Here is a 22,950-nt window from a genome sequence, read left to right on the forward strand (position 1 = left end):
CCTCTTTGTGAAATTCATCTCGATTATAAACGGTTTTGAGTCATCCTTATCTCCAATATAAAATTGACACAATTTCCATAAAATGAAATTATCAGGCTATTGTACAATTAGGAAAATTGAAAGGAGGTTAGCAATGTTAGTTGGCGAACGCATGTCTCACCCGGTCATTACCATTCCCCCCACCATGCCCGTCCAAGATGCTCTTGCCCAGATGCGCCGTGACCGCGTTAGCCGCTATCCGGTGGTCAATTCACGAGGCAAATTGGTTGGTATCGTGTCCAAATTGGACTTAATGAATGCCTCACCTTCTAAGGCCACCACGCTGAGCGTTTGGGAGATCAATTATTTACTGAGCAAAATCACAGTTGAACAGGTCATGACCACCAAAGTCATCACCGTCACCGAAGACACGCCACTCGAAGAAGCCGCGCGCATTATGGCCGATAATAAGATTGGAGGGCTACCGGTCATGCGCGGTGATCGGCTGGTGGGGATCATCACCGAAACGGACCTCTTCCGTATTTTCCTGGAAATGCTTGGGGCACGGATCCCGGGAGTCCGCCTGACGGTAGAATTACGTGAAATGCCGGGCAAACTGCATGAATTAACCGGCGCCATCCAAAACACTGGAGGCAATATCATTGCCCTGGGCACGTTTTTAGGGGAATCCACCGAAACACGCCGTGTGACGGTCAAGGTCAGCGGAGTGGACTTGGAGGATCTCCAAAAAGCGGTGCAACCTGTGGCTGAAAAAGTCGTGGATATTCGCGAGATGAAGCCAGTATAAATATGATAGGCTACGCCCGGTACCTTGCAGTTTCCTTACAGGTGCCGGGCAGTCTTTCACTTTTAGGGTATATTTTCAGGTGGTGCGTCAGTCCGAGTTTCCTTACCTCGCCGATTGGATTGCCATCCTACTGCGATGGGTGATGCTCATTGCCGCCACGTTAATGTTGGCCTTCAGCATTGGCGGCAATTGGGCCTTTGTCGTGCTGATCGCCCTCGGCGTGAGTTGGAATCTGGCCTCATCCTCACTGGCTATTAACAACCGCCGCCTGGTCTTTCACCGCCCCATCAATGTAACGGTAGATCTCTTAATCAGTTTGGGCATGTTCCTGGCTAGTGGGGGCGAACGCGGGCCTTTATTCTGGATTGGCCTATATGCCCTGCTCTCAGGGGCGATTTATTATGAATGGCGAGGTAGCCTGGGAGTGGCGCTGCTGTTGAGCTTGCTTCAAGGCGGCGCATATTACTCTCACAGCGGTGGAAACCTGGAGGGTCTGCTGCTTTTGGGGCGCACGGTGGCCTTTAACCTTCTCACCGGCGTGCTGCTGGGGATGTTAAGCACACGCTTGATTGGAGCAGTGCGTAAACGCTATCAAGCCCAACTTGCGCTCCGCCGTGAGGCTGAACGCAAAGCCCAACAGCGCGAACGGCGCCGTATCCAAACGTTTTATGATATGGTAGAAACCCTGGGCGGCACGCTGAATCATCAGGTGGTCCTAGATGCCGCGCTGGATCTGAGCCTGGCCGCCCTAAATGAAGAAGCCGACATCCTACCATTGGTCAGCGTGGTCTTAATGTTTCGCGAGGAAGGGTTAGCCATTGCCACCGCCCGCGGGTTGCCCCCAATTGATCAGAATCTTGTCCTGCAAGCACGCGAGGGAACCCTGGCAGAGATTCTGCAGCGCGGCGAACCCCAGATTTTAACTCAACCGGCGCAAGACCCGCAGTTAGGTCGCCTGGTTGCCCTGCAAAACTGTCGTTCCGCCTTCTGTCTGCCCCTGGTACGTGGGATGCAGGTCTTCGGCGCCATGCTCTTTGCTCACCCTGATCCTAACTTCTTCACCTCAGACCGTTGCGAACTCCTGGAAATCATCAGCCACCAAGTGACCATTGCGCTCCAAAATGCGCGCCTATTCCAACAACTGGAAGAGGAACGCCAGCGTCTGATTGAAACCACCGAAGAGGCCCACAAAAAACTCGCACGTGACCTGCACGATGGGCCCACGCAATCCATCTCTGCCATTGCGATGCGCTTGAGTATTTTGCGCAAGACCTTGGAGAAAAGCCATATCAACGGCCAGGTTGCCGAGGAACTTCAACAGATTGAAGCCCTGGCCCGCCGTACCACAGAAGAGATTCGGCACATGCTATTTACTCTGCGCCCGCTGATCCTAGAATCCGAGGGACTCATTCCGGCTCTGAAGGTCATGTGCGAAAAAATGTGGGCACTGTACCAACAGAAGGTGAGTCTCGACGCTGACCCCAACGTGGTTAAGCACCTGGATCCTAATCGCCAGACTATTGTCTTCTACATTATCGAAGAGGCGGTCAACAATGCACGCAAACACGCCGAGGCGAGCGAAATTCGCGTGCGCATTCGCTTTCTACCGCGGGAACAGGAAATTGCCTTTGTTGAAATCGCCGACAACGGCAAAGGCTTCGATCCCAAAGAGGTTGGCACGAATTACGAGCACCGTGGCAGTCTGGGCATGGTTAACCTGCGCGAACGCACCGAACTCCTCAACGGTTTGCTCTATATTGACTCTGCCCCGGGCAAAGGCACACGGGTCTATGTTGTCATTCCTCTGACCGAAACCGCGGCCGAACGGCTCCACCGCGGGCTCATTGGCACCCGCGAGAAAGTTTAGAATTTTTACGTTGGAAGGAGGTGTGCCCCTGACAAACACACTCCACTTCCTGTACTTTGAAGGGGGCGGCCATCTCCATCCTATTCCAGTGCTTCTCATCCACGGTATCGGCCAAGAGGCCAGCATCTGGCCACCGGTGTTGCGCCGCTTGTCGGGTTATCGCGTGTTGGCCGTTGACTTGCCCGGACATGGTCGTTCCGTCGGCACAGGGTTGCAGATGGTGGAAGCCTACGCCCAACAGATCATCGAATTCATGGCTAGCCTGAACATACCGCGCGCAATCCTGGTCGGCACCTCATTGGGGGGAGCCGTCGCCCTACATCTTGGCCTGGAATACCCTGATCTGGTGCAGGCCTTGGGTCTCATCAGTTGCCTCCCTTTCATCAACCTTCCATCAGTCTGGCTTGATGGCCTAGAAAACCCGCTGACACGTACAATCGCCTTAAAAAACCTGGAGCAGCACCTCTTACCCCCGGGCACACCGCGCGTTATCGCCGATTTCGTCACTCAAATCTTTGCCCGCCAGCGCCCCGAAGTGCGCTGTGCAGATTGGAAGGCGCTGTCCCGTTTCGATACCCGTGAGCGCTTGAAAAGCCTACGGGTGCCGGCGTTGTGGATCTGTGGCGCCAAAGACCCACTGCTTTCCCCTTCATCACTACGCATTTTGCGTCATCTAGCCTCTAACCGGCTCAATATCATGATGATGTCGGATGTCGGCCATTGGGCAATATTGGAAAAGCCCACCGAAATCCGTTCTCATTTGCGAGCTTTTCTTGCTCAAACCCTGACTCAGGAACCCCCGGCGGTAAAAACCCCCTGGCTCCAAGATGTGATTGCGCCCGATCAAAACCATGCAAACACCTGAAGCCTTATAAGTATTCCTTCAATTGGCGAGAGCGTCGCGGATGACGCAGGCGGTGTAGGGCTTTGCTCTCAATCTGTCGAATGCGCTCGCGGGTCAAACCAAATTTTTGCCCTACCTCTTCCAGGGTGTAGGTGTGCCCATTTTCAAGGCCAAAACGCAAACGCAAAATACGTGCTTCACGCGGCGGCAGGGTATCTAATACCGCTTCTACTTTCTCGCGCAAGAGTTTATCATACGCACTCTGCATCGGCGAGGGGGTGTTTTGATCTTCCACGAACATTGCCAGTTCGGTATCTTCTTCGTCTTCCTCTACCGGGCTGTCCAGAGAGAGGGGAAGCCACGAAACGCGCAGCATCCAATCTACCTTCTCCGGTGGAACGTTGAGTTCTTCAGCCAGTTCAGCCTGCGTAGGTGCGCGTCCAAGCCGCTGTTCTAATTCGTGCGCCACACGGTATAAATTGCGAATACGATCCACCATGTGCACCGGCACGCGAATCGTCCGCCCCTGGTCGGCGATGGCGCGCGTGATGGTCTGGCGGATCCACCAGGTCGCATAGGTAGAGAAGCGGAAACCACGTTGATACTCGTACTTTTCCACGGCCTTCATCAGGCCCAAATTCCCCTCCTGAATCAGATCCAAAAATGGCACCCCTCGCCCAATGTAGCGTTTAGCAATAGAGACCACCAGACGTGTATTCGCCTTAATCAGATGTTCACGCGCTTGGATGCCTTCTAAAACCTGTTGTTCAAGTTCCTGACGCTGCTGCGGGGTAGCCTGACCGTTCAAGTGTTCTAGGATACGCCGCGCCAGCCGTCCCCGTTCAATCCGCTGGGCCAATTCCCGTTCTTCCTCCGCCGTCAGCAGCGGCACGCGCGCCATTTCCTTGAGGTATAAGCCCACCGTATCATCGCTGGTGATCCAATCCATATCCAGCGGCACGTCGGCGGCTTCGGCAGATTCAAAGAGCGTTTCGCTGTACAGGGGCTCGCTCTCGCGATCAAAGAATTCAATTCCCTGACGTCGCAAAAGCCCCATAAGATTTTCCAGGCGTTCGGCATCCTGTTCCAGTTCAGGGCACACCTCGAGCATATCTTCGATGGTTAAATACCCCTGGACCTCGGCCTTCTCCAGCAATAAATCCAGAATCTCTGCACTACGCTTGGGCCTGCCCGAATTAATCACACTTTCCCTCCTGCCTTTGCCTGGGCTGAGGTGAATTCCACGCTAATGTCAAGAACCCCCTTCGCCAAATCGCCATTTATCCATCTAACATGACCTGCATCTGATGTTCACACGTAGCCAGGTTAAGGTTCGTACCGCAATACATACATAGCCCGCGACAATCTGGGCGACAAATCGGTTTGATCGGCAGTTCCAAAATCAAATAATCTCGCACCAGAGGGGCAAGGTCAATATACCCATCATCGGGAACATAAAGATCGGTCGGGGCATTACGCCGATGGCGAAACGAGTAAAGTTCGGAAAAATGGGTTGTCAACGGCTGAGCATAGGTTTCCAGGCAGCGCACACACTCCAACGCCACAAACCCACTAAATTCGGATTCCACCAGAAGACCCTGTTGGGTACGGCTGATGTGCGCCGTGCCCTGAAACGTCGTCAGTTCAAAATCCGCGCCAAGTTGAATCAATGGGAAATCAAACGTAAAATCGCGATTTGCCCCCACCGTTTGATGAACGAGGAAACCGACGTTAATGCGGAGCGGGAAACGTGGATGGATCACAGTGGCTTCTTAACAATGCTATAATTTCAAGACAACTTGATTATAGCATCCTCAAATGGACAAGTCAAGTTATATTCATTAATATGATAAAATTGACAAAAACTATGCCCACATCCCTCTTAATCGCCACCAATAATCCCGGCAAGCGCCTTGAAATTCAGGCCATTCTGGCCGATTTGCCCCTCAAACTGGTTCTACCGGTTGAAATTGGGCTCAATCTCGAGGTTGAAGAAACCGGGCACACCTACCAGGAAAATGCTGTGCTGAAGGCAGTGGCGTTCTCTCGCGTCAGTAGCCTACCTAGTTTGGCCGATGATTCTGGGCTGGAAGTTGATGTGCTCGGGGGTGAGCCCGGCGTGTATTCCGCGCGCTACGCCCCCATTCCAAACGCCACTGATGCCGACCGCCGCCACTACTTGCTCGAACGCCTACGCCCCCATCCTGTGCCCGATGGCCTTCCGGGGTGGCCGGCGCGTTTTCGCTGTGTGGTTGCGTTAGCCCTGCCTACGGGAGAAATTTATCTTGCTGAAGGCACTTGCCCTGGCTTTATCATTACCCATGAACGCGGACAGCACGGGTTTGGCTATGACCCAATTTTCTACCTACCTGATTACAATAAAACCATGGCCGAATTACCGCCTGAGGTCAAAAACCGCGTCAGTCACCGCGCCCGCGCCCTCCAGGCTGCGCGTCCTTTCCTCCAGCGAGTCCTAAACCTGACTCCCAGCGATCCTCTTCCTTAACCGTTCCGAACCGTGCTACCATCCCATCAAGCAAGGAAAAAAGAATGCGCATCTATATTACCGGCATCAGCGGCTTTTTAGGAATCAATCTGGTGCGCTACTTGTTGCAACAGGGTTACACCGAGATCGCAGGGATTGACCTGGTGGATTTCACTTATCCCGAACGTCCATTGATTCAATTCTTTCAGGGGGATATTCGCGATCCTGAGGCGGTGCGTCAAAGTATGGCCGGGGCACAAATCGTGATTCACACTGCCGCCGCACTTCCCCTTTACGCGCCCGCCGATATTTTCAGCACCGATGTGGAAGGCACGCGACTGTTGCTTGAACATGCTCAACGCTTGGGGGTCGAACGGTTTATCCACATTTCCAGCACCGCGGTCTATGGTGTTCCGGACCATCACCCCATCTACGAAGACGACCCTCTGAGCGGTGTTGGGCCTTACGGGCAGGCAAAGGTACAAGCCGAAGCCGTTTGCCTCGAGTTTCGCCAGCGCGGCATGTGCGTGCCCATTCTGCGCCCCAAATCCTTCGTCGGCCCGGAACGATTAGGGGTCTTTACTATTCTATACGAATGGGCCAGCGAAGGCCGCAATTTTCCTCTGATCGGTTCAGGCAAGAACCGCTACCAGTTATTGGATGTGGAAGATTTATGTCAAGCCATACTGGCCTGCATGACTCTGGACAAAGAAATCGTCAACGACACCTTCAACATTGGAGCCGCGGAATTCGGCACCATGCGTGAGGATTTTCAAGCCGTCCTGGATGAAGCCGGTTTTGGCAAACGTGTTGTTCCCTTCCCGGCTGGCCCAGCCATCTTGGCATTGAAAGTGCTCGAAGCACTCAAACTCTCCCCGCTTTATCCCTGGATTTATGAAACCGCGGCGCGGGATTCGTTTGTGGCGATTGAAAAAGCCCAGCAGCACCTGGGTTTTCAACCCCGTTACTCCAACCGCGAGGCGCTGGTGCGCAATTTCCGCTGGTATCTAGCGAACAAAGACCGCTTCAGCGGCAAAGCGGGGGTAACTCATCGCGTTCCCTGGCGTCAGAAGGCGCTGAGATGGGTAAAGTGGCTCTTCTAGCAAGTAAAAATTGTTTTGACAATCTTGATATTGTATGCTAAAATTCAAACAATGAATTTTGAGAAATTCGCCGGATGTCCGGCCACGTCTGGGGGTATGCTGGTTGTGATTGCCCAAGGTAATTCAGCTTACCCTCATGGGGCCCCGGTGAAAGTATAACCGGGGTTTTTGCTTGAATCTTAGACGCTTTGATTAGCGTTTGGAAAATTTTAGGAAATTGGAGTAAGGTTTAGCAATGAAACATTCAAAGTTGCGCATCATTCCTCTCGGCGGTCTCGGTGAGGTCGGGCGGAATATGATGGTGTACGAGTACGAGCGCTCGATCCTCATCGTGGATACGGGGCTAATGTTCCCTAACGACGATATGTTGGGGATTGACTACATTATTCCGGACATCACCTACCTGCTGGACAAGCGGGATTGGGTCAAAGGGATTATTATCACCCATGGTCACGAAGACCATACCGGCGCCATTCGCCACGTTTTAGAGAACATACAAGCCCCCGTCTACGCCACCCCACTCACCCGGGGGTTGATCGAGGTCAAACTGGCCAAAGGCGGGCTGTTGCAACGCAGTGACTTGCACACCGTTCAGGCTGGCGAGACAATCCACATTGGGCCGTTTAAGATTAAGTTCTACCACGTCTGCCATTCCATTCCCGATGCCGTAGGGTTGGGCATTGAGACACCGGTTGGGTTGATTGTGCATGCCAGCGACTATAAATTCGATCAGACGCCGGTGGATAACTGGCCCACCGATTACGCCACCTTGGCCGAGTTCTCCCAGCGCGGCGTTTTAGCGCTCCTGGCCGATTCGACCAACGTCGAACGTCCGGGTTGGACACCTTCGGAACGGGTGGTAGATGCGGCACTGGATCAAGTCTTCGCCGAAGCCCCAGGACGCATCATCCTGGCCAGTTTCGCCTCCCTGATTTCGCGCATGCAACAGGTGGCCAATGCCGCGCAACGCCACAATCGTAAACTCGCCTTTGTGGGTACCAGCATGGTGGACAATATGCGTATGGCGCGGAAACTTGGCTACCTGGACTTGCCCGATGACCTTGTTATCCCATTAGAGCAAGCCCTAGCCCTGCCACCGGAGCGCGTGGTTATCATGTGTACCGGATCGCAAGGTGAGCCCACCTCAATCATGGGACGGCTTTCGCGCGGTACAAACCGCCAATTCGACATCATTCCCGGCGATACGGTGGTGCTCTCTTCCCATCCCATCCCGGGCAACGAGGAAAACGTCTATCAGACCATTAACCGCCTCTTCCAGTTAGGGGCGAATGTAATCTACGAGGCCATTGCCCCGGTGCATGTCTCCGGGCATGCCAGCCAGGAAGAAATGAAATTGCTCATCCACCTGACGCGCCCCAAGTACCTGGTACCGATACACGGCGAACCGCGCCATCTCTATCGGCATGCCATCCTGGCCCAGCAAATGGGCATTCCGCGCGAGAACATTGCCATCCTTGAAAACGGCCAGGTGCTCGAATTCGTCAATGGGCAAATGCGTCTAGGTGAGCGGGTACCCACGTCCTACGTCTTTGTGGATGGCTCCGGTGTGGGTGAAGTAGATGAAGAAGTGCTGCGCGAACGCGAAGCCCTCGCTCGCGATGGGATTGTCATGGTGCACTTGGTATTGGACCGCTTCAGCGGCAGTCTGCGCCGTGAACCGGTGATCACCAGTCGCGGATTCCTAACCGCCGGTGATGCGGATGAGGTCTTAGCGCGCGCCCGTAAGCGCGTGGCCGAGGTGGCAGCGCGTGCCAACGGGAACCTCAATCGCGATGTTGAGCAGGCGCTCAGCAACTTCCTTTACAATGAAACCCGCCGCCGCCCGCTGATTTACGTCACCTCTGCCCGTGAGTAATCCCCAGGGGGATCTACAGCTTGACGCATGATTAAGAGCGGCTCTTCCACCCCGGCGTTCACCAGGGTCGTCACCTCAGGGCGGAAGAGCCGCCTTAAACTACGGGCGCTAAGCGGTGAGCCCATCCCGATCAGATCATATTCCCCGCTCCGGATCTCAGATCGAATCTCCCGTACAACTGGCCCATAGCGTACCTTCAACTCACAAGGCACACCCAATTGGGCAGCTCTGGTTAATAACGCCTCAAAATGACGCGCTTGCGGGGTGTGAGTCTCGAGCAGGTGCAATCGGTGACGATGGACATCCTGAGCCAAGGGATAATTCAATGTAATCGGCTCAACAACATGCAACACCGTCAAATGCGCGCCCAGGATTAGGCCCAGATCCAGCATGAAACGCTCCAACGGCACAGTATAATCCAGCCCCCCACTACAAACTAGCAAGTGCCGCCACGGCCAATTTACTCGCCGTACCCGCAGCAATGGGCCCGACCAGGCCGCTTGCAATTGGCGAAAGCGCCCCGAATGCGCCCATCGCCGCCAGCGTGGACGATGGATATCGCTAAAAATGAGGAGGGTATCCTCTTGAGGACGAGCCTGACCCAGAATGGCTTCCACAAACGGCTCCCGCCCCCAAATAAGATTCCCCATCAGTCCCGCCGCACTCAAATCGTTAGTTTTACGATCCAAGTGCGCAACGCATGTCTTTTCAGAAGTGGGGTGGCCAATACACAAAATATCCACTGGCCAGCGGAGAGATTCGGCCAAGAGAACACCCAAATCTAACGCCGGAAAACTCGGCGCTTGTACTTCAATTGCAATCAGGATGCGTGCCTGGTCCATTCAACCGGCTATCCTGCTACTATGATAGCGCAGATACCCTACCCCCACAATATATTTGAAGCCATAACCAACACCTATGGAGCCACTTTGTTGTCCCGCGCATTCACCCCGCCGGTGGAGGGGTGAAATCCGCTTCCAGACGCAAAAAAACTTCAACCACGTGGGGGTCAAAGAGCTTACCCGCCTGTTCACGGATATAATCACGGACCCGCTCCCGTGGCCAAGGGGGACGGTAGGGGCGCTGTGAAAGCAGGGCATCCCAGACATCGACAACTGCAAAGATGCGCGCCGCCAATGGAATCTGCTCCCCTTTAAGCCCGCGAGGATAACCACTGCCATCCCAGCGCTCGTGGTGGCAATAGGGGATGTCCAACGCCGGACGCAGGAAGGGGATTTTGGAAAGGATGTCAAACGCCATTACCGGGTGCCGTTGCATGATCACCCATTCTTCTGGAGTGAGGGAGCCCTTTTTGAGCAGGATCGCATCTGGAATACCTACCTTACCGATATCGTGCAGCAAGGCGCCGCGCCGGATGTGCACCAACTGTTCCTCACTCATCCCCATCTCGCGAGCAATCCGCAGGGTGAACTCCGCCACACGGCGGCTGTGCCCTTCAGTTTCATCATCGCGCAACTCTAATAAACCGATCAGGCTTTCTAGGGTCTGGTCATACGCTTGACGAAGTTGCCGGTTTACCGCGTGCAGTTCGCGTAAGATATGGACATTCTCGACCGCAATCGCCCCTTGTTGCGCCAGCATCACTAAAAATTCACTCTGGTCGGCGGTGAGGATCAGCGGCACACGGTGATAGATCTCCAACACACCACGCGGCTCACCTTGGACCAGTAAAGGCAAGCCATAATAAGCCACAAACCCTTCTTCTTGCGCTGGGAAGGGGCAAGCCATCCCGCGCAGCCGCTTGGTCAGATCCGCATCAATGCGGAGCGGTTCACGCCGTTCAACCACCGCACCGGCCAGCCCTTCTCCTGGACGGCAGGTTAATTCCAGCGGTAGAGGAGCCTGAAAGCCACTCCCGGCGCTCAAGCGCAGGACCTGCTCCTCGGGCCAGTAAATCCACACGCTGACCGCATCCACGGCAATGTGCTCACGCGTCTCACGCGCTAGGACATGCATGGATTCCGGGTTAAGACCCTGGGAGAGAATGGCCAGGTCAATCTGACGCAGGGCATTCAACCGCCCTAACGCCTGCTGTAAGGCATGATAATGTAACCCCCGGTGCAACGCGCTAGCTGCAAATTCGGTCAGGCTGATCAACATCATTTGATCAGCGGGCCTAAAATGCCGTTCTCTTCCCACCGTGATCGCACCAATGCGGTGCTCTCCTGCTACCAACGGCACGACCGCCATGCAAGAGGGATAATGTATCCGTGGATCTGAAAGGCGGCGGGGATTATCTAGAACATGGTCTAAAAAATAAGGCTCGCCATGGGTGAACGCGTAACCCGTGATACCCTCATCGGAACGAATGGCTTGCCCGGCCAGATCCTGCCACAAGCCAAAGGCATAACGCACCACCAAGACATCACGGTCAGCGTCATAGAGCGAAAGAGTCACAGCCGAGGCTTCCATGGCATGCACAAAGGTCTCGCCGATGATCGGGAGCATGGTCTCCAACACCTCGGTCCCGCGCAGGGCATTTGCCAAACTCAAGAGAGCCTCGCGTTGCTGTTCGTGATGTTTTTGCTCCGTGATCTCCCAGGCAACGACGGCGATATGGCCGATCTCGCCCTGGGGGCCCTCCACCGGCGAGATACTCACCCGGGCGATAAAGGGTTCACCGCCCTTGCGTAGCCCGCTACATTCGCCCTCCCAAGCCTCACCACGCTCTCTGACTTGTGTAAAAGCCAGTCCAATTTGCTGGGGTTGCCCACAGTAACGCAATAATGGGGTGCCCATTGCTTCTGACAAGGTATATCCGGTCAGACGGGTGAACGCCGGGTTCGCCCAGGTTAACCGACCGGCCAGATCGGCCAGCATGAGCACCACATCGGCTTGCTCCAAGGCCCGAGTGAGCAAGCGCTGCATTTGTTCCGCCTGCACCCGGGCCGAAATATCACTGAAGAACGTGGCAAATTGCCCCCGCCGCGGACTGATGACCGTGACCTCAAACCAACGCCCCAGATCACGGCTGAATTCTTCGAAATGGGCCGGCTGCCCTGTGAGCGCCACTCGACCATAGACCTGAATCCAATTAGGCTCCAGGTTTGGCAAAAGTTCACGCGCTGTGTGTCCGATCACCTGCTCTACGCTTAGCCCGGTCAAACGCTCAAACGCCGGATTGACCTGCAAAAAGCGATAGTCATAAGGGTCACCCTGTTCATCCAGGATGATCTCATGCAGGGCAAAACCATCCAGCATTGTTTCAAAGAGCGTGCGGTAGCGTTCTTCACTAACGCGCAACTGCTGCTCCCACCGTTTACGCTCGGTAATGTCCCGATGAATAGCAATGACGTGAGGGCGCCCCGCAAAAGGCACGGTGAGGAAAGTGCTCTCGGTGGTTATGTGCCGACCATCCGAGCGTGAGAACGTTAATTCCAACCGCCGGCTAGACCCAAGTTCAGCCCGGTCGGGAGGGATTTCTGCCTCCACCAGGGCGCGCGATTCAGGACTCAGGTATGCCAGCCAATCTTTGCCCATCAGGGCCTGCGGCGCAGCCAACCCCAGCAGATGAGCCATCGCCGCGTTGGCTACAATGATCCGTCCATAGCGGAGAATGGTCACTCCATCCTCCAGGCTGGTCATCAAACTCTCGAAAGTGGTTTCGCTATGACGCAGGGCTTCGGCTAAGATGTGTGGCTCGGTATTTTCCTCAATGTAAGCCAAAAAAGTAGCCGCCGAATCGGGTAAGGACATCAATGACCAAGTCGTCCATATGATGCGCCCCAACTTGCTACGGCAGGCCAGAGCCAGCATCGCAGGATCGCCTGACTCGGGTGGCTGCTGAACAACCTCGCGCAGGCGCGCGACATCATCCTCTGAGGCTAGCAGAAGAGAATACACAGACTGTCCCTGGATGGCTTCACGTTCCCATCCAAAGAGACGCTCCGCGGCGCGATTCCAGGCGATAACCTCAGCCCCCGCTTCCCCTTCCCGCCATACCACAACCGCCAGCGGTGAGGCATCCCACAGCGCTTCAGCCCACCCCATGAGGGTATTTCCTGTTTTGATTCGTTCTGCTCTTGCCACAACCACCCCTAATGAAACAATGGATCAACCCACCTACTAATACGTCTCTTATTGTACATGAATGAATAGAAGACCAACCTTACAACCTCCCAAGTTTGCAAAATTGTAAGGTTAGAAGAGGCGCCCGGGGAACGGTGCTCATTCCCCCAGGCTATTTTTTACCCCAGTTTAAGCCAGCGATACTGATAGGGTTCCAGGCAAACCGGAAATCCCGTGACGGGAACTTGACCGCTGCCGCTTTCGTTGAGCACCCCTTCCCAGCGCCAATCCTGGAACTCCGGAAGCGGCAACGTAAAGGCTAACGGGGCGTCGGTCAGGTTATGCAGTGCAAGGATGGTTTCCTCACCATTCTGGCGCAGGACTCCCAGGAAAGCCGGCAGCGTCTCGAGATAAATCAAACGATAATCGCCCTGCCCCAGCGTGGGGTGGGCTTTTCGCACCGCAATCATGCGGCGGAGTGTATGCCACAACGACTTGGGATCTGCCTTTTGTGCCGCTAGATTAACGCGGCGATAGTCAAACGGCCCTTCTTGGATCAACGGGGTATAGAAACGTTCTGGAGGCGCGGTAGAAAATCCCGCCCCGGGGCTGGCGTCCCATTGCATGGGAGTGCGCACGCCATTGCGATCCGGCAGCCAGATGTTGTCCCCCATCCCGATTTCGTCACCATAGTAAAGTACCGGCGAGCCAGGTAGGCTGAACAAGAGAGAGTGGAGCAAAGTAATCTTGCGAATGTCACCATCTAACAATGGAGCCAAACGCCGCCGAATACCCAAGTTAAGACGCATGCGGGGATGAGGAGCATAATAATTCCACAAGAACTCCCGTTCTTCGGGGGTAACCATTTCCAAAGTTAATTCGTCATGGTTGCGCAGGAAGGTGCACCACTGGCAATTATCGGGAATGGGAGGGGTCTGAGCCAGAATATTGACGATCGGCATCGCATCTTCTTTGGCAAGCGCCAGGTAGAGGCGTGGCATCAGGGGAAAATGAAATGATAGGTGGAATTCATCCCCTTCACCAAAATACGGACGTAAGTCCCACGGCCACTGATTGGCCTCGGCCAGCAGAATCGCGCCCGGAAAGTTATCTTCCACAAAGCGGCGCATTCGTTTGAGGTAGGCGTGCGTCTCCGGTAAGTTTTCACAATTGGTTCCCTCACGCTCAAAGAGATAGGGCACCGCGTCCACGCGAAAGCCATCTAACCCCATCTCCAACCAAAAGCGCATTACATTGAGCATCTCCTCCTGCACCGCCGGATTGTCATAATTCAAATCCGGCTGATGGGAATAAAAGCGGTGCCAGTAGTACTGACCGGCCTGTTCATCCCACGCCCAGTTTGAGCGCTCAGTGTCGAGGAAGATAATGCGGGTGCCCTGATATTTTTGATCAGTATCGCTCCAGACGTAGTAATCACGATACGGCGAATTGCGATCCGAGCGCGCCGCTTGGAACCAGGGATGCTGATCAGAAGTATGGTTGACAACCAGATCAGCGATCACGCGTAAACCCCGCGCGTGGGCTTCGCGCAAAAAGACCTTGAAATCCTCTAAGGTGCCATAATCCGGGTGGATGTTGTAATAGTCGGCAATATCGTAGCCATCGTCTTTCAATGGAGAGGGATACATCGGTAACAGCCACAGACAATCCACCCCCAGTTCTTGAAAATAATCCAGCCGCTGCGTCAGACCGATAAAATCGCCGTGCCCATCCCCATTACCATCGGCGAAGGCACGGATATAAACCTCGTAAAAGATCGCGTTTTTATACCAATGGGATTCGCTCATGCAACCCTCGATGATAAATTTAGCCTTTGATCGCGCCTGCCAGCATCCCCCGGACAAAATAGCGCTGGAAGGCAAAGAATACCAGCATTGGCAGGATCATGGAAATGAACGCTGCCGCGGTGAGTAAATGCCAACCACCGCCCAGCGAGGTCACCAGGTTACTTATCTGATAGGTCAACACCGGCTTGGTGCCTCCTAAAAATACCAAGGCCACTAAAAGGTCATTCCATACCCACAGGAATTGGAAAATAGCGAGCGAGGCAATGGCCGGCACGGTAAGCGGGATCGCCAGGCGGGTGAAGACCGTCCAATGCGAAGCACCATCGAGAAACGCCGATTCGAAAAGTTCCCGCGGAAGTGAGCCCATAAAATTACGGGTCAGGAAAATGGCATAAGGCAGCCCGAAACCGGTGTGGAACATCCAGATGCCCGGGAAGGTGCCATTGAGGCCTAATTGAGCATACAAACGTGAGACGGGAATCAAAGCCATCTGCAAAGGCACAATCTGTACTCCCACCAGCAAAGCAAACAGCCACTGCCGCCCGGGAAATTCCATCCACGAGAAGGCGTAAGCCGCAAAGGCCGCCACTAGAATAGGTAAAATGGTGGCCGGTATGGTCACAATTAGGCTGTTGATCAAAGCCCGCCCCATTCCGCGCGGGTTGCCCAAATCGCGCCAATCACAGTAAAGATCCACTGATTGCACCCCTTCGGCACAGTCGGTGCGATAATTGCGCGTGCCACGATAGCCTACAATTGCATCAATGTAGTTATCCAGAGTGAAGCGCGGGCGTACCTCAATCCCGGAGAGACGGCGCAGGTAAGTGGCGATTAGGGCAGCTTGGTTCTCGTTTGGGAGCGGCTTTTCGCCCAAGTGAGGTTGGCCGTTAATGTCCTGGTTCAAGACCGCCATCAGGGTAAACGAACGTCGGTAGCGCTGCACCAGATCGGGGTTGCTTAAGTCGGCATTAGGCAGGGCATCGCCGTGGGCCCCGTGGCAAGCGGCACAAAATTGCTGATACTCGCGGGCCCCTTTCGGCGGATCAAACACCTGCCACCACCCGGTCTCGTTAACATCCTGGAAGGGACGAAATGAGGTTACCAGCAACCCCAGCGTGGGCAAAAGCCAGATGAAACACAGGCCCAATAGGACCACATGCACGGGAAGACTTCCCAGCCAGTGCTTGAAACGTTCCAAGTTCATCGCATCGCCTCCTGTGCCCGAAAGCGGCGAATGTTGAAAACGATGGCCGGGATGATGATCACCGTGAGTACCATAGCAATGGCCGCTGCACGTCCGGTGTTGTAACTGGTGTACATTTCGATATATAGGCGATTGGCAATAACCTCGGTGCCGTAATTGCCCCCGGTCATCACGTACACAATATCGAAAATCTTGAGCACGTTGATGATCATCGTCGTGATCACCACCGCAATAGTGGGCAAGATGAGCGGTACCCGTATCTTCCAAAAGACTGTCCACTCATTAGCGCCATCCACTCGCGCCGCCTCAAGCAACTCAGCCGGAACGCCTTTGATCGCCGCCGAGAGCACAGTCATACAAAACCCCGTCCACATCCAAATGCCAACCACAATCAGCGCTAAGGTATTAATCTGCGGTTCGGTCAACCAGGAAACCGGCCGCCCACCCAGGGCAGTGATAAGCGCATTCAATAAGCCGATTTGCACCTGGCTGGAGCCGTAATCGTAGACAAACTTCCAGATCACGCCAGCGCCAACGAATGAGATCGCCATAGGCATAAAGATAATGGCTTTTGCCAGCGCTTCATAGCGCACCCGATCCGCCAGGGTCGCGATGAGCAATCCCAACAGGACAGTGCCGCTGACCATGAAGATAATCCATTTGAGATTATTCCCGAATGCCGTGCGCATGATGGAGGAGGTCAGCGCATAGCGATAATTTTCAAAGATGCCCCAGCACGGCTGGCCAGCCAGGCAGGTAGTATAAGCCCAGTCACTCCCGTTCTGATTCCGAAAACTAAGGTAAAGGGTATTCAGGCCGGGGTAGAGGATAAATATGCTCATCAGCACCAGGGCTGGCCCAAGATATAGCCAGGGCACCCAACGCCCTTGGCGGAGAATATTGGGAACGTAAGCCGCTTCCTTTGCCATGTCCACCTCTCGCGGGCAACTTCCCCGTGCCCCCCACTCGCGTGAGGGGCAACGGGGAAAAGCAAACGGTCAACGGTTAGGTTCGGCCCACATTACTTCCCGAGGGCTTCAGCCTGCACTTTGGCAATATCTGCCAGAACGGTATCTAGGTCTTTGGTGCCGTTGATGAACTCAATGATCCCGGTCCACTCAGCTTTACCAAAACCGCCGGGAATGGTATCCCCGATATCGGGGGTGAAGCCCTGGGTATTCGCCAGCATCTCGCCCTTCTTCAACAGCGCCGGATCGGTGTAGTTACCGGTCGCGCCCTTATTGGGTGAGAGATCAAAGCCGGCCTTGGCCCAGTTCGCTCCACCTAGCTCCGAAGAGAGGTAAGCCACCAACGCGCGCACGGCGGGGGTATCGCGGAACGCCATCATCCAGTCCGCACCACCCTGCAAGCCCTGAGCACCCGGTACCATGAAGAAGTCATAATCTTCGCCATAGACGAGGTCAGGGTACTTGCGGGCAATCTCACCGCCGGCAAAACCGGATTGGCGCACCATCATGGCCTCGGGCGGATCCGAGAAGACCTTGTAAATGGCATCCAGGAAGCCGGTAGAGAGCGTGCCCTGGGCACCACCCACGGTGTACTTCGGGTCCTTCGCCCATTTACCGTAAATCTCATAGGCTTCTTTCACGCCTGCATCGTTGTAGGGCACCTTGCCATCAATGATATCCAGTACGTATTGGGGACCTCGTTTGACCAACAAGATGTCCTGAATGAAGTCAGATCCGGTCCAGCCGGTGGCATCGCCAGATTCGAAACCCATGCTCCAGGGCACATCCCCATTGGCGACCATCTTCTCTACCAAAGCATCCAACTCCTCCCAGGTGGTGGGAACGGTGTAACCCTTGGCTTTGAAGACAGCCGGGCTGTACCAAATGATGGTCTTGATATCCGCTTTGACTGGCAGGCCCAGCCATTTGCCGTTGATGGTGCCGGGCTGGACGAAGAAATCAGCATAGTTTTCACGATGCGCACCCAGTACGTCCATAGGCACCAGTTTGTCCTGGTACTGCACCAACTGTGCGACGTTCCAGAACGCCACATCCGGAGGTGTGCCGGCCTGCACCTTGGTATCCAGGAGCGCCTGATCGCGGGTGGATTCGGGCTTGATCACAATGCCGCAGGCATCCACCAATGGCTTGAGAATCTCATTCAGGCGTGCTTCCTCTTGCCCTGACCATTGATAGAGCATGGTCAGTTCGTCACCGGGTTTAGCACCCATGCAGTCGATCCCGCCCGTTGGCGCCTGAGTGGGTTCCGCAGGGGGTTGGGTAGGTTGTGCCAGCGGTTGAGTCGGTTCCGCAGGGGGTCGGGTGGGTGCCTGAGTGGGAGTTGCCGCTGGCGCGCAAGCGGCAATCAGCAGCGCCAGACCCACCAGGACGACCATAACTTTCCAGATACGCTTAAACATCTTTTCCTCCTAGGTGTTGTCAGGATAAACAGACGAATCGTACAGAGACAAGCGATAGAGCCACGACACTCATCAACCTGCACATCACCTCCTTTCAGAGTTGTCCCTAGGATTTCCTGGGCGGAGCGCACGATTCGCGTTCCACCAAGTGGGTCGCCAATAGCCGATAAGGTGGGGTTGCCTCCCCGGCGCTCAAACGCTGTAGAAGCATCTCAGCTGCTTCCCAGCCCAGGTTAAACGCCGGTAAGTGGATGGTGGTCAGTGGTGGATCCAAAAAGCCGGCCAGGGGGATATCATCAAAACCGATCAGAGAGATATCGGAGGGAATGCGTAATCCTGCATGACGGATGGCCTGCAGTGCTCCTAGGGCAACCGTATCTGAAGCCACGAAGACCGCCGTGGGTAAGGGACGCACCTGAAGCAGCGCTGCCATAGCTTGATAACCGCTGTGGGGGGTGAAATTCCCATAACGCACCAGGGTTTCATCAAAAGCTAACCCTACAGCTTCCAGCGCCTGGCGATAACCGGAGAGGCGTTCCGCACTTGCGGTGTAGGACAAAGGCGCGTTGGTGATCAGTCCGATGCGACGGTGCCCCTTTTGGATCAAATACTCTGTGGCCATACGGGCGCCGCCGATGTTGTCTACATCCACATAGGGAATCTCCACATCTGGCAGACGTCCAATCAGCACCAACGGTGCCCCTTCGCGATGCAGGCGCAATAAATCCTCATCATCAAAGCGCGGACCAGAAAGGATAATCCCATCTACATGGCGCTCATTGACCAAGCGAGAATACATCGTATTGGATTGGTCGGGGGGAATGGGCTCAAACAAGACTTGGTAGCCCTGGCGCGCTGCTGCTTGACTGAGACCATTTAGTACCTGAGGCAGAAAGAGGTCAGCAAAGGCTTGCTCAGGGCTTTGGCGCAGCACGAATCCTACCACGCGCGTCCGTCCGGTGACCATGCGCCGCGCCACGGCATCGGGGTGATAGTTCAGCAAGCGCGCCGCCTCGAGCACTTTCTGGCGCGTTTCTTCGCTGATGCGCATGTCGGTCACGTTGTTTAACACGAAGGAAACGGTCGTTCGTGATACCCCCGCCAACCTGGCTACATCCTGTGCTGTCACCCGTTTTCGCGTGGCCATCGCACCTCCAGATGCTTGCTAACACGTGTTAGCAATTTCATCATACAGAAGTTTCTTTGCAAAGTCAAGAGCCACTTTCGGAAATAAATGTTGCCGATTATTGCATCATGGCCTCTGTTAACCTCTTGTTAAACTCTGCTATAATCAATCCACATCGTCCGCACACCCAATCTGCGAATTCACCCCCTCAGGACGCGAGCACATGAATCTGCGCAAGATTTTCACCCCCAAACCCGATAAATTCTTGCAATTATTGATGACCCAAACCGAACTGACGGTCAAAGGACTCCAATTGCTGCGCAATTATATGGAGAAACGCAATACCGAATTGGCGCGTAAGGTGGCTGAAGTTGAAAAAGAGGCCGACGAAGTACGTCGCATTCTGATTGAAGAATTAATGCGCACCTTTATCACTCCCTTTGATCGCGAGGACATCTTTGCTCTTTCGCGTGAAATTGACGACGTCTTGGATTATGCTTACACCACCGTGGACGAAATGGAAATCCTGGACGTTCCCACCACCCCCTATATGATCCGCATGGTGTCTTTGCTACATGATGCTGCTCAGGAAATTGATTTGGCCATGCAGCGCCTGGGCACACGCCACTACGGTGTCGCCAGTGACCATGCCCAGCGTGCCAAAGCCCTGGAAAATCGAGTGGAAACCGTTTACCGCGAAGCCCTGGCCAGTTTATTCCGCGAGCCCAAGAACCTCAAACAGATGATGACCATCCTCAAGGTGCGCGAAATTTACCGCCATCTGAGTAATGCCGCTGACCGCGAGGATGCCGCAGCGAACGTTATCGCCGATGTCATCATGAAGATCTCCTAACTCCCATGGATTGGCTTACCCTTCTCATCGTCCTGGCGCTGGTTTTTGGTTTCCTGAATGGCTTCCACGACTCGAGCAACGTCGTGGCGACCATCATTTTTTCACGGGTGATGAACCCACGCTGGGTACTTCTGCTCACCGCCCTAGCCGAATTTGCAGGGCCATTCCTCTTTGGGTATGCTGTTGCGAAAACTATTGGCGCCGATGTCATCCAAGCAGAAGCCATTAGCCCCCAAGTTCTAGCCGCCGCCCTGCTAGCAGGTATCGTGTGGAATGTGTTTACTTGGTATTTTGGCATCCCCAGCAGCTCCTCCCACGCCCTGGTCGGCGGTTTGATCGGCGCCACCCTGCTTGCTGCAGGAGCCTCGGCGATCCGCGGTGCCGGCTTGATTAAAATCCTAGTAGCGCTGTTCCTCTCCCCTTTAGTCGGGCTGGTCGTGGGGTTTTTAATCACCCGCCTGGTGTTTTACCTCGCCCGAAACGCCACCCTACGCATCAACTGGTTCTTCAAGAACGCCCAAATTCTGACCGGGGTTGCACTGGCACTCAGCCATGGCACGAATGATGCACAGAAAACCATGGGAGTAATCATCTTGGGATTGCTGGCGCAAGGTAGCCTGGTGCGTTTTGAGGTGCCGGTGTGGGTCGTCGCAGCTAGCGCGGGGGTCATGGCGTTGGGAACCTCAATTGGTGGATGGCGTCTGATCCGCACCCTGGGGCGGCGGTTCTACAAAATTCGCCCGGTGGATGGGTTTTGTACCCAGGTAGCTTCTGCCCTGGTCATCCTGGGCGCTGCACTGTGGGGCGGGCCATTGAGCACCACCCAGGTGGTCAGCGCAACCATTCTGGGTGTTGGCTCAGCCCACCGCGTGAGCAAAGTTCGCTGGAACGTGGCGGGACAAATCGCTCTCGCTTGGGTACTGACCATTCCGGTTACCGCGCTGCTCGCCGCAGCACTCTACATGGCATTAGGGCAAATTTAAACCAACACGACCGCCGATGAGGCGGTCTTTATTAGCTTCTGGTGCCCCCAGGGGAATTCGAATCCCCGTTTTGGCCTTGAGAGGGCCACGTCCTAGGCCGCTAGACGATGGGGGCCTATTGGAACTCCGAGCGTGGCAAATTTTATCATGGGTAGAGGGGGTTGTCAACGAAAATGTGCACCCCACACCCTGGCGTAAACGGAACTCCCAATCCCTCATCAGCGTCTTAAATCATGTCCAACCCAAACGAAATTGCAAGGAGGAGGTGCCCATGTCTACCTGGAAATCCAGCCTGCTGACCGTCATTTTGTTCACTTTGCTTAGCACTGCCTGCACTTTGCCTTCACCCCAACCTACCCCCACCTCACCCCCACCTTCGGGTGAGATCATCCCGGTACGTTCCGACAAACCCTATCGTAGCCCAGCCAACGTGCCCGAAACCGACCTGCAAACCCTAGTTGAGGGTAATACCGCCTTTGCCCTTGATCTCTATCAGCATTTACGGGATGAAGAGGGCAACTTGTTTTACTCACCCTATAGTATTACCCTTGCCCTGGCCATGACTTATGCCGGCGCCGCTGGTCAAACGGCCGAAGCCATGGCCCAAACGCTTCATTTTACCCTCCCTCCGGAACGCCTACACCCCGCCCTAAATACTCTTAATCAACGCCTGACCGCCCCACCCGCATCACCCAATGCCGAGGAACCCCCGTTTGAACTTCACATTGCCAATGCGTTATGGGGCCAAAAAGATGAACCCTTCCGCAGTGCGTTTCTCGACCTATTAGCCGAGAATTACAACGCCGGCTTGCAGACCTTGGACTTTACCACCAATCCCGAAGGAGCACGCCAACGCATCAACGCCTGGGTGGCCGAACAAACCCGCGATAAAATTCGTGACCTGTTACAAAAAGGGGATATCACGCCCCAAACCCGCCTGGTTCTAACTAACGCCATCTACTTTAAAGCGGCCTGGCGCTATCCGTTCAAACCTGAGGAGACTCAGGAGGGAGAGTTTACCCCTCTAAACGGGCAGAAAGTGCGTGTTCCTATGATGCATCTCAACAAGGAACTCGCCTATGCCGAAGGCGAGAGGTACCAGGCGGCGGCCTTGCCCTATGCCGGTGGTGATTACGAAATGGTGCTGATCGTGCCCACCATAGGGCAATTCAGGGCGTTCGAACAAACTCTCACTCCGTCCTATCTGAACGAAATCCTGACCCATCTTGAACCCACCCAACTCGATTTATCCATGCCCCGCTTTACGTATGACGCCCGTCTAAGCCTCAAGACAACCCTTGAAGATATGGGGATGAAAATTGCCTTCGATCCCGAACAAGCCGATTTCACCGCCATGAGCGAATACCCCCCCGGCCTCTATATTGGAAACGTGGTGCACAAGGGATTTGTGACCGTGGATGAAGCCGGCACCGAAGCCGCTGCAACCACAGCGGTCATCATGGAACGCACCTCCATGCCCGCGCGTTCGGCTACCCTGCGGGTTGATCGTCCTTTCATCTTCCTCATCCGCGATCACCAGAGCGGGAGCATCCTCTTTGTCGGACGCGTGCTTCAACCCTAAGCACTTACATGTTT

The 22,950-nt window shown here is 54.8% G+C and carries 18 protein-coding genes and 1 tRNA gene; 9 read left to right on the forward strand and 10 right to left on the reverse strand.

Going from position 1 to position 22,950, the window contains the following annotated elements; all coding sequences use genetic code 11:
* Positions 1-133 precede the first annotated feature (133 nt).
* The 3 genes from AC01YT_RS05825 to AC01YT_RS05835 all read left to right on the forward strand — a co-directional run bounded on the left by AC01YT_RS05825 (position 134) and on the right by AC01YT_RS05835 (position 3,519).
* The gene (locus AC01YT_RS05825; RefSeq protein ID WP_476673554.1) at positions 134-787 is read left to right on the forward strand and encodes a CBS domain-containing protein; all 654 of its coding nucleotides are present in this window, start codon (positions 134-136) and stop codon (positions 785-787) included.
* 82 nt (positions 788-869) lie between these two features.
* Entirely contained in the window at positions 870-2,654 is a 1,785-nt protein-coding gene (locus AC01YT_RS05830; protein WP_476673556.1) for a GAF domain-containing sensor histidine kinase, read from the forward strand.
* Positions 2,655-2,676: 22 nt separating this feature from the next.
* Positions 2,677-3,519 carry an alpha/beta fold hydrolase gene (locus AC01YT_RS05835; protein ID WP_476673558.1) on the forward strand — a complete coding sequence of 281 codons (843 nt, stop codon included), beginning with the start codon at positions 2,677-2,679 and terminating at the stop codon, positions 3,517-3,519.
* Between the two features lie 4 nt (positions 3,520-3,523).
* Here AC01YT_RS05835 and AC01YT_RS05840 read toward each other — a convergent pair whose 3' ends face one another.
* Both AC01YT_RS05840 and AC01YT_RS05845 read right to left on the reverse strand, forming a co-directional pair.
* A complete protein-coding gene (locus AC01YT_RS05840) occupies positions 3,524-4,702 on the reverse strand; it encodes a sigma-70 family RNA polymerase sigma factor (protein ID WP_476673560.1) in 1,179 nt (392 codons plus the stop codon).
* 76 nt (positions 4,703-4,778) lie between these two features.
* Entirely contained in the window at positions 4,779-5,261 is a 483-nt protein-coding gene (locus AC01YT_RS05845) for a YceD family protein (protein WP_476673562.1), read from the reverse strand.
* 104 nt (positions 5,262-5,365) lie between these two features.
* On the opposite strand from AC01YT_RS05845, the gene rdgB reads away from it, so the two are divergent.
* From rdgB to AC01YT_RS05860, 3 genes are all read left to right on the forward strand, one after another.
* Positions 5,366-6,004, forward strand: coding sequence for an RdgB/HAM1 family non-canonical purine NTP pyrophosphatase (rdgB, locus tag AC01YT_RS05850; RefSeq protein ID WP_476673563.1), 639 nt, complete (start codon positions 5,366-5,368; stop codon positions 6,002-6,004).
* A gap of 44 nt (positions 6,005-6,048) precedes the next feature.
* Positions 6,049-7,086: an NAD-dependent epimerase/dehydratase family protein gene (locus AC01YT_RS05855; RefSeq protein ID WP_476673565.1), complete on the forward strand. Its 1,038-nt coding sequence runs from the start codon at positions 6,049-6,051 to the stop codon at positions 7,084-7,086.
* Positions 7,087-7,321: 235 nt separating this feature from the next.
* On the forward strand, positions 7,322-8,962 hold the full coding sequence (locus tag AC01YT_RS05860; protein WP_476673567.1) for a ribonuclease J: 1,641 nt from the start codon (positions 7,322-7,324) through the stop codon (positions 8,960-8,962).
* Here AC01YT_RS05860 and AC01YT_RS05865 read toward each other — a convergent pair.
* From AC01YT_RS05865 to AC01YT_RS05895, 7 genes are all read right to left on the reverse strand, one after another.
* On the reverse strand, positions 8,938-9,804 hold the full coding sequence (locus AC01YT_RS05865) for a universal stress protein (protein ID WP_476673569.1): 867 nt from the start codon (positions 9,802-9,804) through the stop codon (positions 8,938-8,940). The two genes, AC01YT_RS05860 and AC01YT_RS05865, sit on opposite strands and share 25 nt — an antisense overlap.
* A 103-nt stretch (positions 9,805-9,907) precedes the next feature.
* On the reverse strand, positions 9,908-12,973 hold the full coding sequence (locus AC01YT_RS05870) for a PAS domain S-box protein (RefSeq protein ID WP_476673571.1): 3,066 nt from the start codon (positions 12,971-12,973) through the stop codon (positions 9,908-9,910).
* Positions 12,974-13,170: 197 nt separating this feature from the next.
* The gene (gene treS, locus AC01YT_RS05875) at positions 13,171-14,799 is read right to left on the reverse strand and encodes a maltose alpha-D-glucosyltransferase (protein ID WP_476673573.1); all 1,629 of its coding nucleotides are present in this window, start codon (positions 14,797-14,799) and stop codon (positions 13,171-13,173) included.
* Positions 14,800-14,818: 19 nt separating this feature from the next.
* Positions 14,819-16,003 (reverse strand): ABC transporter permease subunit, encoded by a 1,185-nt coding sequence (locus AC01YT_RS05880; RefSeq protein WP_315625621.1) that lies wholly within the window; start codon positions 16,001-16,003, stop codon positions 14,819-14,821.
* A complete protein-coding gene (locus AC01YT_RS05885; RefSeq protein ID WP_476673575.1) occupies positions 16,000-16,932 on the reverse strand; it encodes a carbohydrate ABC transporter permease in 933 nt (310 codons plus the stop codon). The genes AC01YT_RS05880 and AC01YT_RS05885 overlap by 4 nt, the downstream gene beginning before the upstream one ends.
* Positions 16,933-17,024: 92 nt before the next feature.
* Positions 17,025-18,392, reverse strand: a complete 1,368-nt coding sequence (locus AC01YT_RS05890) for an extracellular solute-binding protein (RefSeq protein ID WP_476673577.1) — start codon at positions 18,390-18,392, stop codon at positions 17,025-17,027.
* A 106-nt stretch (positions 18,393-18,498) separates the two neighbouring features.
* The gene (locus AC01YT_RS05895; protein WP_476673579.1) at positions 18,499-19,539 is read right to left on the reverse strand and encodes a LacI family DNA-binding transcriptional regulator; all 1,041 of its coding nucleotides are present in this window, start codon (positions 19,537-19,539) and stop codon (positions 18,499-18,501) included.
* Positions 19,540-19,741: 202 nt separating this feature from the next.
* Here AC01YT_RS05895 and AC01YT_RS05900 point away from each other — a divergent pair, with 202 nt between their 5' ends.
* The gene (locus tag AC01YT_RS05900; RefSeq protein WP_315625617.1) at positions 19,742-20,371 is read left to right on the forward strand and encodes a DUF47 domain-containing protein; all 630 of its coding nucleotides are present in this window, start codon (positions 19,742-19,744) and stop codon (positions 20,369-20,371) included.
* Positions 20,372-20,376: 5 nt separating this feature from the next.
* Positions 20,377-21,354: an inorganic phosphate transporter gene (locus tag AC01YT_RS05905; RefSeq protein WP_476673581.1), complete on the forward strand. Its 978-nt coding sequence runs from the start codon at positions 20,377-20,379 to the stop codon at positions 21,352-21,354.
* Positions 21,355-21,393: 39 nt separating this feature from the next.
* Here AC01YT_RS05905 and AC01YT_RS05910 read toward each other — a convergent pair.
* A tRNA-Glu gene (locus tag AC01YT_RS05910) sits at positions 21,394-21,469 on the reverse strand.
* 156 nt (positions 21,470-21,625) lie between these two features.
* Between AC01YT_RS05910 and AC01YT_RS05915 the strand changes: the two genes are divergently transcribed.
* On the forward strand, positions 21,626-22,936 hold the full coding sequence (locus tag AC01YT_RS05915) for a serpin family protein (RefSeq protein ID WP_476673583.1): 1,311 nt from the start codon (positions 21,626-21,628) through the stop codon (positions 22,934-22,936).
* The last annotated feature ends 14 nt before the right edge of the window (positions 22,937-22,950 follow it).

The sequence above is a fragment of the Thermanaerothrix sp. genome (assembly GCF_056331585.1).

Bases quoted from the DNA above. Each gene is read 5' to 3' on its own strand.
- AC01YT_RS05825 (WP_476673554.1), top strand. From the start codon at position 134: ATGTTAGTTGGCGAACGCATGTCTCACCCGGTCATTACCATTCCCCCC.
- rdgB (WP_476673563.1), top strand. From the start codon at position 5,366: ATGCCCACATCCCTCTTAATCGCCACCAATAATCCCGGCAAGCGCCTT.
- AC01YT_RS05855 (WP_476673565.1), top strand. From the start codon at position 6,049: ATGCGCATCTATATTACCGGCATCAGCGGCTTTTTAGGAATCAATCTG.
- AC01YT_RS05860 (WP_476673567.1), top strand. From the start codon at position 7,322: ATGAAACATTCAAAGTTGCGCATCATTCCTCTCGGCGGTCTCGGTGAG.
- AC01YT_RS05865 (WP_476673569.1), bottom strand. From the start codon at position 9,804: ATGGACCAGGCACGCATCCTGATTGCAATTGAAGTACAAGCGCCGAGT.
- AC01YT_RS05870 (WP_476673571.1), bottom strand. From the start codon at position 12,973: ATGGGGTGGGCTGAAGCGCTGTGGGATGCCTCACCGCTGGCGGTTGTG.
- treS (WP_476673573.1), bottom strand. From the start codon at position 14,799: ATGAGCGAATCCCATTGGTATAAAAACGCGATCTTTTACGAGGTTTAT.
- AC01YT_RS05880 (WP_315625621.1), bottom strand. From the start codon at position 16,003: ATGAACTTGGAACGTTTCAAGCACTGGCTGGGAAGTCTTCCCGTGCAT.
- AC01YT_RS05885 (WP_476673575.1), bottom strand. From the start codon at position 16,932: ATGGCAAAGGAAGCGGCTTACGTTCCCAATATTCTCCGCCAAGGGCGT.
- AC01YT_RS05890 (WP_476673577.1), bottom strand. From the start codon at position 18,392: ATGTTTAAGCGTATCTGGAAAGTTATGGTCGTCCTGGTGGGTCTGGCG.
- AC01YT_RS05895 (WP_476673579.1), bottom strand. From the start codon at position 19,539: ATGGCCACGCGAAAACGGGTGACAGCACAGGATGTAGCCAGGTTGGCG.
- AC01YT_RS05900 (WP_315625617.1), top strand. From the start codon at position 19,742: ATGAATCTGCGCAAGATTTTCACCCCCAAACCCGATAAATTCTTGCAA.
- AC01YT_RS05905 (WP_476673581.1), top strand. From the start codon at position 20,377: ATGGATTGGCTTACCCTTCTCATCGTCCTGGCGCTGGTTTTTGGTTTC.
- AC01YT_RS05915 (WP_476673583.1), top strand. From the start codon at position 21,626: ATGTCTACCTGGAAATCCAGCCTGCTGACCGTCATTTTGTTCACTTTG.